The organism is Cyclobacteriaceae bacterium (genome assembly GCA_030584025.1).
GTDB lineage: Bacteria > Bacteroidota > Bacteroidia > Cytophagales > Cyclobacteriaceae > UBA2336.
The window spans coordinates 1,066,742-1,079,597 of the sequence record CP129487.1; the positions used below are offsets into that span (position 1 = coordinate 1,066,742).

The following is a 12,856-nucleotide window of genomic DNA, read 5'->3' on the forward strand; positions in this document are numbered from 1 at the left end:
GCATGATCACCAGTCAACTCGATACATTAAGCGGTTTGCAATGGATACTCTTCAAGGCTAAAGCCTATTGGGAGTTGCTAAAATTCAGGTTGTCCTTGTTGGTGGCCTTCTCGTGCGCATTTGGGTTTACCCTGGCTTCACCGGTTATCGACTGGAGTACATTATCAATGCTTTTTATCGGAGGCTTTTTGCTTTCCGGTTCATCCATTGCCATCAACCAGGTGATTGAGCGTGATCTCGACAAGTTGATGACCCGCACTATGAACAGGCCCCTGCCCACCGGAAGGTTGTCAGTTCAGGAAGCGCTTGTTTTTGCAGCCATCTGTTTTGTGCTGAGTATCGGCATACTCATGCAGTACACAAATCTGTTAACTGTTGGTCTGTCGGTGATCTCTATGATCTTATACAGCTTTGTGTACACTCCGCTGAAGCGAGTAGGTTCAGTTGCTGTATTTGTGGGTGCCATTCCGGGTGCATTGCCACCACTTTTGGGTTGGGTTGCTGCAACTGGTCAGATTTCTCATGAAGCACTAATCATTTTCGGTATTCAATTCATCTGGCAGTTTCCACACTTCTGGGCAATTGCTTGGATAGCTGATGATGACTATAAGAAGGCTGGATTTAAGTTGCTTCCCTTCGGAGGTAAGAAAGATTTTAACACCGCGGTGCAGATCATGATTTACACGTTATTCCTGTTGCCGTTAGGTTTGTTGCCGGCAAAATTTGGAATAACCGGTATTGACTCTGCCGTAGTGGTTACGGTTTGCGGTGTGCTATTCCTGGCGCAGACTTTTTCATTGATGCGCACCGGAAGTCGTGCCAGCGCGTTGCGCATTATGTTTGGATCGTTTTTCTATCTGCCCATTGTGCAGATTGCATATCTAATGGATAAACTTTAAAAGAGGGGAGCGTTATGAGCAGTGACATTAAAGATTTACGAATTGTAGAAGAAGCGAAGAGGCCGTTGGCGATGAACCCAAAAAAGTTCGCGCTGTGGCTTTTTATGATTAGCGTGGTGATGTTGTTTGGTGCATGGACGAGTGCCTACCTGGTGAAGCGTGCCGATGCGGGTTGGGCTGAAATTATTTTGCCTCAGATATTTCAGGTAAATACGATTATCGTAGCCTTGAGCAGTATTTCCATGATCTGGGCAATTCGCTCGGCAAAGCGCGATAATATTGATCAGCTAAAAATAGCGCTGGGTGTATCCTTCATGTTGGGTATTGCATTTTTAGTAGGACAGTACCTTGCATACGGCCAAATGGTTGAGTTAAACCAGTACTTTTCAGGCAGTAATGTATCCCATTCTTTCCTGTGGCTTTTTCCGTGGGCCCACGGATTACACGTGGTCAGCGGACTTGTTTTTGTGCTGATTGTGTGGGTAAATACCTTCAGGTTTAATGTCCATTCCAAAAGCATGAATCAGCTCGAAATGTGCGCCACCTATTGGCATTTTTTGGGCGGACTTTGGCTATATTTGTTCATATTCTTAATATTGAATCCTTAAACAAAAACCTGTTTTTATACCATGGCAAGCACCTCAACCGTAACCGTACCAGCGCCCGGAAAATCAGCATGGGATGGCGGAGTTTCTCCGATGAACGCCAGTTATGGCAAACTCATGATGTGGTTCTTCCTGCTTTCGGATGCCTTTACTTTTTCCGCGTTGTTGATCACCTACGGCCTGGTGCGTTCTTCACACCCGGAGTATACCGGAGCGGTTGAAGATTTTGTGTTCTCACAGGCATACTGGCCAATCCCGGAAAAGGTTTTTGAAGCCGTGCCGTTCTTCCATGGACTGAATGCTCCGCTTGTTTTCGTGGGGTTGATGACGTTCATCCTGATTATGAGTTCTGTTACCATGGTATTGGCGGTTGAAGCCGGTCACCGCATGGACAGACGTGCAGTTGAAAAGTGGATGCTCTGGACAATCATTGGTGGATTTACATTCTTAAGCTGTCAGGCGTGGGAGTGGAGCCACTTTATTCATGGAACCGATGGGGGTAGTTTATTGGCTGACGGAACAAAAATTTTCGGAGCGAACTTGTCGATCAACCAGTACGGTCCTCCGGATTTTGCAGCGTTCTTTTTCTTCATCACGGGCTTTCACGGTTTTCACGTGTTTAGCGGAGTGATGCTGAACTTCCTGATTTACTACAATACCGTTACAGGCGTTTACGAAAGACGTGGACATTATGAAATGGTGGAGAAGGTTGGTCTGTATTGGCACTTTGTAGACCTGGTGTGGGTATTTGTGTTCACATTCTTTTACTTGGTATAATTCAAAACGATTAATTCCTTATAGCTCATGGCGCATATTGAAGAAACTCCACAAGTAACCGTACTTCCTCCGGATACCGCTAAGATTAAAAAACTCTGGACAGTGGCTGGAATTTTAGGTTTGGTAACACTCCTTGAATTTGCGGTAGCCTTCTTGGTTCCACATGAGTATAAAGATCTTCGCGTGTGGACTTTTATTTTGATGACCATTGTGAAAGCCGCTTACATTGTGGGTGAATTCATGCACTTGCGCTATGAGGCAAAGGTGTTGTTGTGGTCAATCTTGATTCCAATGGTATTTGTGGTGTGGATGCTGGTGGCATTTGTGTATGAAGGCATTCAAATTGGTTTGGTGCGTTAAGCAAAACTTTTAAAAACAGTTGAAGGGCTTAAGCAAACAACTTAAGCCTTTCTTTTTTGGTGATTTCTGAAATGAAGGGTGTTAAACTTATTTTATTGATTCTGGCGCTGGCGTTGCCCGTGCTGATTTTTGTTTTCCTTAAGTTTTTCGGAAAGAATGAGTTTCAGGTAGAACCCTTATTTGCAGAAGGCCCACCTGTTGTTGGCGGGTGCCCGGAATTTCCACAAGGCCAATATTATTTACCTGCTGAATTAGTTGCGGGCTTAGGCGGATCAACCGTTGATAGTTTGACATTGATTGTGGTAGGAAGCGATGGGCAACGTAATGCATTTGAAGATCGACTTCGGGAGGATTTTACACCTACTGAAGTTAAAATTGCCTCCGTTTCAGGGATTTCAGCCGACAGTTTGAAGCAATTGCGCACGTGTTATTTCTTCATGAACGAACCTTATGACTTGTTGCTTGTTGATAAGCAAAGAAGAATACGGGGTATTTACCAGGCAGAAAACCGGGAGGAAATTGACCGGCTTCTGGTTGAAGCCAGAATAATCCTAAAGAAATACTAATGAGGCAACACGAACCTTATCGCAAACTTATCATTGCCATATCGGTAATTATACCCATTGTAGTGGCTGTGTTGTTTCGGGTAAAGATTGATGGGTACGATTTTACCTTTTTACCACCCATTTATGCATCCATTAATGGCCTTACCGCCATCTTGCTGGTCGTGGCTGTGTGGGCAATAAGAAACGGAAAAAGAGCACTTCATGAGCGCCTGATGAAAATCTGCCTGGGACTATCGGCTGCTTTTCTGGTTATGTATGTCTTATATCACATGACCAGCGATTCAACCTCGTATGGTGGGGAGGGGGTTATCCGGTATGTGTATTTTTTTATCCTGATCACGCACATTTTACTCTCGGTTATTGTTATCCCGATAGTATTGTTTACCCTGGGTCGTGCTTTGGCTGGCAACTTTGAAAAACACAAGGCTTTGGCCCGGTACACGTTTCCGTTGTGGTTATATGTAGCTATAACGGGCGTCATTGTATATTTGATTATCAGTCCATACTACCCTTCATGATGAAGCGATTAATTTTAGTGATGGTATTTTTTCTGGTTGGTACGGCCACATGGGCACAGTGTGCTATGTGTCGCACCCAGTTGGAAGTAAATGTGAGTAGCGGTGATGTGGGTATAGCAGCCGGTTTGAATACCGGTATACTTTACCTGTTAAGTTTACCCTACCTGGCCATTATGGTGTTGGGGTATGTTTGGTATAAGCACAGTAGGAATGCCAGAAAGTTACAGCAAGGCCCTGCTGCAGGGTAAATGTCCGCAATGCCGTAAAGGCAACATGTTTACTTATTCTCCTGCCAATCTCAGTCGGTTTATGGTGATGAATGAAACCTGTCCGCACTGCGGCATCAGGCTTGAACCCGAACCCGGATTTTACCAGGGAGCCATGTATGTGGGGTATGGCATAACCGTAGCATGTATCGCTGTTATTGGTGTCTTGTTATACCTGCTTTGGGATCCATCCGAATGGACCTATGTTGGAATATCCATTGCCGTGATGTTGCTCATCGCTCCACTCAATTACCGGTATTCCCGAATCATTTATCTCTATTTGTTTGGTGGAATCAAATACGATTCCCGTTACCGCGATTAGGGTTATTTCTTAACTTTATCGGATGCAGCTTCTTTCGAAGTTTAAAACCGAGTTATCCCTTTTAATTAGCGTAGTTGTGCTGACCTTAATCGGCACTTGGGTACTATCTCTTTCAGATAACCCCCTTGAGGCAAAGCACATAACACCTCACATTGCAAACCGCCTCGAACAACACATTGCACAACTTGATGAACTGAATGTTACCTGGAAGGAGCAATGGAGTAACGGCCCTGTTGTGGAGCTTACACCGGTCGGCCTTACCGATTTTTGTATACTGGCTGATCAGGAATTTATTCAATGGACGGGCAATCATTTTTTGCCACCTGTTCGTTTTTCGCAAGATGATTTTTCAATACGGCACCTACGCACGTCAGCGGGTGATTTTATAATTAAAAAATGGACATGGACGGAGCATGCTTCCCTGTTGGCGATCATTCCGTTGGATATACAATATCCCATTCAGAATGAATACCTGCAACCCTGGTGGAATGAATCACTATTTGGAAATTACCGAGTAACGATTTTTGACCCGAATGCGGCCACCGGGGAACCGGTGATACTAAACGACAAGGTTCTTTTTCGTTGCACGTTTTTGGAGGGATCGGGCATTAATGCAGGTTTTCGATTTGCAGGCGTATCATTGATAGTATTGGCTATTGCTGTGTTTGTGTGGTTGTTAATTCGGGTTCAAACCACCTTACTAAAAGGATCAGGAAGAGGCTTGCTAGTTATTGCAGGTGGGTTGGTGCTGCTGCGCCTGTTTATGATCCTCGGCAAATTTCCTGGTGATTTTATTTTTTCGGAGGTGTTCGATCCCAAGTTTTTTGCGTCCTCTGAACTTAATCCTTCGTTAGGCGACCTGGTATTGAATTCTGTCACGGTAACAATCCTCTGTTTTTTACTCGCAGCATATACCCAACGGATGAAGCGGAAACTCCTGGAGCTGAATTCATCGGGCATGAATTTGCTGATGTTGGTGCTGGCACCTGTTGTTATTCTGTTCAGTGGTTTGTTTCCGTTTGTGGTGATTCAAACAATCTATAATAATTCAGCCATCACGCTGAATATTTCTGAATCCATTTCCTTCGATTTGTTACGGATACTTTCTTTTCTGGCTGTCATTCTTTCATGGATCAGTGCATTTGTTTTTATTCAATTGTTTGCGCGCTTGTTTCTGCTGGAGGCCAAACGGGTAAGATTAATAATTGCGAGTGGCATTGGTGTTTTGATTTTTGTTTTAATCAATGAAGCTACCGGGCAGGATTATTTACCCGTATTATTCCTCACCATCGCTTATGTGGGGATAATTATTTATTTCAAATTACACCAAAGCCTAAGGCCTTTCCGCTATCAAACGTTTACCTATTTTTTTGTTGCCCTTGGTTTCTTCTCAGCCTCCAGCCTGGTGGGTTTATATCATTTTAATATTGGTGAACGTGCACAGCAGCAATTCCGATTTGCGAATTCGTTCTTAATTGAGCGGGATGACTTTGGTGAATTTTTATTGGCTGAAGCGATGGAGAAAATAGCAGCCGATTTCTTCATTCAATCCCGATTATCTGGCCCTTTTACAAATCGTGAGGCTGTAAAACAGAAGGTCAGGCAAGTATTTATACCTGGATATTTCAATAAATACAATGTAGGTATTTACTTGTATGGCACCAATGGTGAATCGTTGAATGAATCACGGCCCCAGAATTTCTCATCCTTGCTTTCGGAGTTTGACCGGGAGGCATTGCGCACAACGTATGAAGGTATTTATTTTATAAACCGACCCGACAATGAATCTGCCCGAAAGTACCTGGCTGTTATACCGATTAAACGAAGCGAGTTCAGCGCAGGCTATATTGTACTTGAGCTATTGCTGAAGCGGGTTATTCCAAACAGTGTTTACCCGGAGCTGTTGGTTGACAACCGTTTTCAGGAGATGTTCCGGGCGCAGGAATTCAGTTATGCCATTTGGAATAAGGATGAAATTCAGGTTCAATCGGGAGAATTTAATTACCGGGCAGGGTTTGCCTCCGTGCTTGATCAACAAGCCTTGTTCAAAGAAGGGATCGTCCAATCCGGATTTCTTCACACCGCCACACGCGATGCGACCGGACGAAGCATTGTGGTGTCATCACCTACACCCTCATTGATTTATCGGGTAGCTGATTTTTCATTTTTAATCATCCTCGGGCTTTTTGTATTGCTGGTTTTACTGGTCATTATTGGTCTGGCGGATTACGTTCGACATGAAAAGCCATTGTTGGCTACACGTATACAACTTATCCTCAACCTCGCATTTTTTATTCCACTCATTACCGTAAGTGTGATAACGCTCGGGCTAACTGCACTATCGAATCAGCAACAACTCAGTAATGAATATGAAGTGAAGTCCCGAAACTTCTCGTCAGAAGTCAGTAATCTTTTTATGGAATATGAGCAGGCTGGTGAATCAGTCAGCGAGCAGAATTTTATTCAGCTTTCAAAGCTGGCCAGTCTGGATGCCAACCTGTTTACAGCCGAAGGGCGACTTCGTTTTACTACACAAAACCTGGTATTTGAGAATCAATTGCTTGCGCCTTTTATTAACCCCCTGGCGCTAAAACGCATTCGGCAGGGTGAGCGTGTATTTACGATGGATGAGCAGGTGGGATCACTCCGGTACTTTGTGGCCTATTCGGCATTGAATTCTCCGCTTGATGGTTCCCTGATTGGGGTAATTGGCATTCCATTTTATCAATCGGCATACCTGTTGGAGCGGATGCAGATTACCGTATTGGCTAATATCCTCTCCATTTTCACGGCCATTTTTGTGGTGTTGATTATTATTTCTTACTGGGTATCGCGGTGGCTGACTTTTCCGCTACGTATGATTACCCAAAAACTCGGTCGGATTTCTTTGACGCAATCTAACCAGCCCATGGAGTGGTCATCTGATGATGAAATTGGAATCATGGTTCGGGAGTATAACCAAATGTTGGCCAGCCTGAGCGACAGTAAGCAGGAATTGGAAAGAAATCAACGTGAGCGCGCGTGGCGCGAGATTGCGCAACAGGTAGCACACGAAATTAAAAATCCACTGACGCCCATGAAACTCATGCTGCAACAGGCAGAGCGGATACAGGAGTCAGACCCCAAAATGGCAGAGAAAATTAAACGAACCATCGCCTCGTTATTATCGCAGGTGGATACGTTGGATGGAATCGCTTCTTCATTCAGTACGTTTGCTAAAATGCCTGAGCCGGTTATGCGTAAGGTTGAGTTGATCGAGTTGGTTCGGAGCGTCATTCAATTACATACGGCCACCATTTCGGTTTCGTTTAAATCAGAAGTTCAGTCTGCCTGGATTCAAGCCGATCAACAATTGTTGCAACGGATTATATCCAATATTCTGCTGAACAGTTTACAAGCAAAGCGCGAGCATGTTGACCTGCAGGTGGTTGTTGCTGTTACCCGAAAGGACAATCGCATTGTATTGTCAGTAACGGATAACGGAACCGGAATCGATGCGCAGCTTCAGGATAAAATATTTTTGCCGCACTTCAGTACAAAAAAATCTGGTTCGGGATTGGGACTGGCCATTGCCAAGCAGGGCATAGAGCAGATGGGCGGCAGTATTTATTTTGAATCAAGCCAGGGAAGAGGCACCGTGTTTTATATTGAATTACCCATTAATGAATAAGCTATGAAGTTGAAGTTATTGATCTCAACATGCCTGATGATGATATCCGTTTGTGCATCCGCACAGGAACGAGTGTTCCCGGTAATCCCCAGCTACGGTGGAATTTTTGAGATACCCGATGCCGTTGAGAAGCCAGACCCAACCCTTGAGTATAAAATTGTAATTGACCTGGCAGGTGGCAGCGCTGATCCTTCAGAATTAAACCTGGGCCTGAACAATATTGCCCGGATGATCAACCTGCATGCCTCTGCCGGTGTTCCGAAAGAAAAGATTCATGTTGTAGTGGCCGTGCACAATGAGGCTGCCTATACCATTTTAAACAACTCGGCCTATAAAGAAAAGTATAAAACCAAGAATCCAAACCTTGGGTTATATCAGGAATTGCAGCGTGCTGGTGTTAAACTTTTTGTTTGCGGACAGTCATTGATTGCGCGGAACATAGATCGGAAGGACATCACTCCGGAAATACAAATTGCGACTTCCATGCTTACGGTATTAACTACACACCAATTGAAGGGCTATGCCTGGTTTAAATTTTAGGGGTTGGCATTTTGATCACGCATGGCGATCATGACTTTGTTGGCAAACACGAAATCATCCAGCTCTTTTACTCCTGAGTGCGTAATATCATCCTTACCGCCTTCCCAAAGCTTATCTCCCTGATACAAGAACGTGATGTTTTCTCCAATGCCCATCACGGAGTTCATGTCGTGTGTCACAACAATGGTGGTTGTTTCGTAATCGGAGGTGATGGAGTGAATCAGTTCATCGATCAGAATGGAGGTTTGAGGATCTAATCCGGAGTTTGGTTCATCACAAAACAAATATTTAGGACTGTTTACAATAGCCCGTGCAATTCCCACCCGCTTTCGCATGCCACCGCTAAGTTCGGAAGGCATTTTTTTATTTGCATTTTTTAGCCCCACACGGTTTAGCACCAGGTTAACCCTATCTGTTTTTTCATCTTTTGGCATAACGGCCAACATGTCTAACGGAAACCGAACGTTTTCTTCTACCGTTTTGGAATCAAATAGTGCCCCTCCCTGAAACAGCATACCGATTTCACGCCTGATGTCAATCTTCTGACTACGGCTTGCTTCTGTAAAATTTCGATTATCAAAAAATACGTAACCTTCATCGGGTTTAACCAATTCAACAATGCACTTCAGTAAAACACTTTTACCTGTTCCGGAAGCTCCAATGATCAAATTGGGTTTACCTTTTTCGAATACGCCACTGATGTCTTTGAGTATTCGTTTATCGCCAAATGATTTTGATATATGCTGAATCTCGATCATGCCGGAGAAAGTAAGAGTTGTGCTAGAACATAATCAGCTAACAGAATGGCGATAACGCTGGTGGTTACTGCTTTTGTACTTGAAATGCCGACTTCAAGTGCACCGCCCGTTGTGTAGTAACCTTTGTATGAGGAAATGGACGCCACCAAAAACCCGAAGGTGATGGCTTTGATGAGTGCAAATGTGACAGTGAATTCGTTGAATAAATAACGAATACCATAAATGTATTCCGTAGGTGCAAGAATACCGGTTATTACCCCAACCAGGTAACCTCCAGTTAGTGCGCAAACTCCTGAAACAATTACCAGCATAGGGTACATCAGCAGGGAAGCAATAATTTTTGGAAGTACCAAATAGTTTATTGAGTTGATACCCATTACTTCCAGCGCATCTATTTGCTCGGTAATGCGCATGGTACCTAGGTTACCCGACATGCTGGATCCAACTTTTCCGGCATATACAATAGCCATTACGGTAGGGGCTAATTCAAGCACCGTCATTTCACGTACTACTTGTGATATTACGTATTTCGGAATGTATGGAGCCACCAGGTTAAAGGCCGTTTGCACAGTTGACACCGCACCAATAAAGGTGGATACAAGAACGAAGAGCAGAATAGAGTCGACACCAATCAACAGGCATTCATCAACAACCAGCTTATAGTGCGTTTTGAACGATTCCCGGTTAACAAACAGATTCCCGAGAAACATGAAATATTTCCCGATTTCCTTTAGAAAGCCCATGCAGTATCAGGTGAGTAAATCAGCATTCTTACAGTCTTATCACTATCTTGCCAAAGATACCAAATATAATACTCCTATTGATATGCGTAAACTATTGGTGATTACAGGCGGTACAAAAGGTATTGGAAGGGCCGTGATTGAAAAATTCATGGATCAGGGCTTTGATGTAGCCACCTGTGCGCGCAAACTGAGTGACCTTGAGCAACTAAAGGATGCGCAATCTTCAAAGGGAGAGGTTCATATCTTACAAGCCGATGTATCGCAGCGCAAACAGGTAACCGCTTTCTGTGATTTTGTAAACACATTGAACAGACCGGTTGATGTATTGGTAAATAATGCAGGCTATTTTATCCCGGGAGAAATCTCCACGGAAGCCGAAGGGGCCCTGGAGGCCATGATAGAGGCAAATCTGTATAGCGCGTATCACGTTACACGTGGATTACTGCCTGCTATGAAAGAAAACCGCATGGGGCACATTTTCAATATTTGCTCCATTGCCAGCATAAAGGCCTATCCAAATGGGGGGTCGTATGCCATTACCAAATTTGCCATGCTGGGTATGACCAAATGCCTGCGCGAAGAATTGAAGCCGCATGGAATACGGGTTACGGCCGTGATGCCCGGGGCTACATTAACGGCCAGCTGGGAAGGGGTTGATCTGCCTGATGATCGTTTTATGAAGGTGGAGGATGTGGCGGATATGATCTATGCCTCGCATGCCCTTTCCAGCCGAAGTGTGGTGGAGGAGCTGATTATCCGCCCCCAATTGGGCGATATTTGATTTTCCGGTATTCGAAACAAAATCCCCCGGTTTAGGGTTAAATTTGCATTAAAATTCATTCCGTGAGCCCTGAAATAGCCACCATTAAGCAATATTGCAACAGCCTGGTAAAGTATAGCCGCAGAAAGTCTATTGAAGTTACGATAGGCGATGTGCCCATGGGTGCAAATCACCCGATTCGCATTCAATCCATGACCACTATAGACACCATGGATACAAAAGGTTCTGTGGAGCAAACCATCCGTATGGTTGAGGCAGGATGCGAATACGTTCGGATAACGGCACCAAGCATAAAAGAGGCGCAAAACCTGGATGAGATAAAAAAGGAATTGCGTAAGCGCGGATACACCGTGCCGCTTATTGCCGATATTCATTTTACACCCAACGCAGCAGAGCTAGCCGCCAGAATTGTTGAGAAAGTGCGCGTTAATCCGGGTAACTATGCCGATAAAAAACGGTTCGAGACAATTGAGTATACCGACTCTGCTTATCAGGAAGAGTTGGATCGCATCCGAAAGAAATTTACGCCACTTGTAAAGATTTGTAAAGAGTACGGTACCGCTATGCGAATCGGTACCAATCACGGTTCACTGTCTGACAGAATTATGAGCCGTTATGGCGATACACCACTCGGTATGGTGGAGTCAGCGCTTGAGTTTTTGCGCATTTGCGAAGATTTGCAATACTACAACATTGTGCTTTCCATGAAGGCCAGCAATCCACAAGTGATGGTGCAGGCCTATCGCTTATTGGTGCAAAAGCTGGATGAAGAAGGACTGAAACCTTATCCATTACATTTGGGTGTAACCGAAGCGGGCGATGGTGAAGATGGTCGAATTAAATCTGCTGTGGGCATTGGCACGTTGCTGGAAGATGGCTTGGGTGATACGGTGCGTGTTTCGTTAACCGAAGAGCCAGAAGTGGAAGCGCCTGTGGCAAAGATTATGGTGGACAGGTATGCGCACCGTTCAAATCACGAACCCATACCCGAGGTTGCTGAATCTCCCATTAATCCGTTTGTGTATAACAGAAGAGCAACACGCGAGGTAAGTAATTTTGGCGGAGGTCATCATGTGCCTCGGGTAATTGCTGATTTAAGTGAGATACACATCAACGATTATAAGGATTTAAAGTGCATCGGGCATTTCTATCTTCCGGAGCCTGACAAATGGCGCATGAATGACCAAGGTGCAGATTATGTCTATACCGGAAATCGTCCTATTGATTTCATGTTGCCCAATGGACTGAAAGAGATTCGTGACTACGCAGCATGGATAAAATCAGAAGACAAGATTAATAAACTGCCCCTGTTCAAACCAGATGAGTTGTTGACAGCAGAAACGCTACATGCTGAAATAAATTTTGTTCGATTCTCCATTCAGCACATGAATGAATCACTTATTGCATTGTTGAAAAATACTCCAAAGCTTGTTGCAGTCGTGTACAGTGAAAACCAACACGCGATGGCCGAGCTTCGAAGAATATTTTTTGAACTTGTGCAGCAGGACATTGATGTGCCTGTAGTTATTCAGCGAACGTATCCTGCAGTTTCGGAAGATAATTTCCGTATATATGCTGCCACCGATGCCGGAGGCTTGTTCATCGATGGCTTTGGTGATGGTATCATGACAAGTGTTACAGGGATTTCAGGTAAAGATGAACAATTGCGTTGGGCTGATATCGCCAACAAAACCTCATTTGGAATTTTACAGGCAACACGCAACCGCATGTCGAAGACGGAATACATTTCTTGTCCATCATGTGGTCGAACACTATTTGATTTACAAGAGACTACCGCCATGATTCGCAAGCGTACCGATCACCTGAAAGGCGTGAAGATCGGGATCATGGGCTGCATTGTGAATGGCCCAGGCGAAATGGCTGATGCAGATTACGGTTATGTTGGCTCTGGACCAGGACGCATAACGTTGTATCGTGGTAAAGAAGTGGTGAAGCGAAATGTACCTTCTGTACATGCAGTAGATGAACTGATTGGATTAATTAAAGAAGACGGAAACTGGTTTCAACCCGAAACTGTTGAACATGACTGA

General features: G+C 44.4%; 14 protein-coding genes. 12 read left to right on the forward strand and 2 right to left on the reverse strand.

Translation table 11 applies throughout. From position 1 onward, the window contains the following. Positions 1-2: 2 nt before the first annotated feature. The 10 genes from cyoE to QY309_05245 are packed head-to-tail and all read left to right on the forward strand — an operon-like array spanning position 3 to position 8,523. Positions 3-899, forward strand: coding sequence for a heme o synthase (cyoE, locus tag QY309_05200; GenBank protein ID WKZ60879.1), 897 nt, complete (start codon positions 3-5; stop codon positions 897-899). Between the two features lie 14 nt (positions 900-913). After that, positions 914-1,507, forward strand: coding sequence for a cytochrome c oxidase subunit 3 (locus tag QY309_05205; protein WKZ60880.1), 594 nt, complete (start codon positions 914-916; stop codon positions 1,505-1,507). Positions 1,508-1,528: 21 nt separating this feature from the next. Next, complete coding sequence (locus QY309_05210; GenBank protein WKZ60881.1) at positions 1,529-2,281, forward strand: cytochrome c oxidase subunit 3; 753 nt, start codon at positions 1,529-1,531, stop codon at positions 2,279-2,281. A 27-nt stretch (positions 2,282-2,308) separates the two neighbouring features. Continuing rightward, the gene (locus QY309_05215; protein WKZ60882.1) at positions 2,309-2,641 is read left to right on the forward strand and encodes a cytochrome C oxidase subunit IV family protein; all 333 of its coding nucleotides are present in this window, start codon (positions 2,309-2,311) and stop codon (positions 2,639-2,641) included. Positions 2,642-2,697: 56 nt separating this feature from the next. Further along, positions 2,698-3,207 carry a hypothetical protein gene (locus QY309_05220; protein ID WKZ60883.1) on the forward strand — a complete coding sequence of 170 codons (510 nt, stop codon included), beginning with the start codon at positions 2,698-2,700 and terminating at the stop codon, positions 3,205-3,207. After that, positions 3,207-3,725 (forward strand): DUF420 domain-containing protein, encoded by a 519-nt coding sequence (locus QY309_05225; GenBank protein ID WKZ60884.1) that lies wholly within the window; start codon positions 3,207-3,209, stop codon positions 3,723-3,725. Before QY309_05220 ends, QY309_05225 begins: the two co-directional genes overlap by 1 nt. Next, positions 3,722-3,973 carry a hypothetical protein gene (locus QY309_05230; GenBank protein WKZ60885.1) on the forward strand — a complete coding sequence of 84 codons (252 nt, stop codon included), beginning with the start codon at positions 3,722-3,724 and terminating at the stop codon, positions 3,971-3,973. Before QY309_05225 ends, QY309_05230 begins: the two co-directional genes overlap by 4 nt. After that, a complete protein-coding gene (locus QY309_05235) occupies positions 3,936-4,313 on the forward strand; it encodes a DUF983 domain-containing protein (GenBank protein WKZ60886.1) in 378 nt (125 codons plus the stop codon). Before QY309_05230 ends, QY309_05235 begins: the two co-directional genes overlap by 38 nt. A gap of 22 nt (positions 4,314-4,335) precedes the next feature. Then, on the forward strand, positions 4,336-7,983 hold the full coding sequence (locus QY309_05240; GenBank protein WKZ60887.1) for a HAMP domain-containing sensor histidine kinase: 3,648 nt from the start codon (positions 4,336-4,338) through the stop codon (positions 7,981-7,983). Between the two features lie 3 nt (positions 7,984-7,986). Then, a complete protein-coding gene (locus QY309_05245) occupies positions 7,987-8,523 on the forward strand; it encodes a DsrE family protein (protein WKZ60888.1) in 537 nt (178 codons plus the stop codon). On the opposite strand, the gene QY309_05250 is transcribed toward QY309_05245, so the two are convergent. Next, positions 8,520-9,281 (reverse strand): ATP-binding cassette domain-containing protein, encoded by a 762-nt coding sequence (locus tag QY309_05250; GenBank protein ID WKZ60889.1) that lies wholly within the window; start codon positions 9,279-9,281, stop codon positions 8,520-8,522. The genes QY309_05245 and QY309_05250 overlap by 4 nt on opposite strands. Then, positions 9,278-10,024 carry an ABC transporter permease gene (locus QY309_05255; protein ID WKZ60890.1) on the reverse strand — a complete coding sequence of 249 codons (747 nt, stop codon included), beginning with the start codon at positions 10,022-10,024 and terminating at the stop codon, positions 9,278-9,280. Before QY309_05255 ends, QY309_05250 begins: the two co-directional genes overlap by 4 nt. 82 nt (positions 10,025-10,106) lie before the next feature. Here QY309_05255 and QY309_05260 point away from each other — a divergent pair, with 82 nt between their 5' ends. Together QY309_05260 and ispG are read left to right on the forward strand one after the other, a co-directional pair. After that, positions 10,107-10,805 carry an SDR family oxidoreductase gene (locus tag QY309_05260; protein ID WKZ60891.1) on the forward strand — a complete coding sequence of 233 codons (699 nt, stop codon included), beginning with the start codon at positions 10,107-10,109 and terminating at the stop codon, positions 10,803-10,805. Positions 10,806-10,867: 62 nt separating this feature from the next. After that, positions 10,868-12,856, forward strand: a complete 1,989-nt coding sequence (gene ispG, locus QY309_05265) for a (E)-4-hydroxy-3-methylbut-2-enyl-diphosphate synthase (protein WKZ60892.1) — start codon at positions 10,868-10,870, stop codon at positions 12,854-12,856.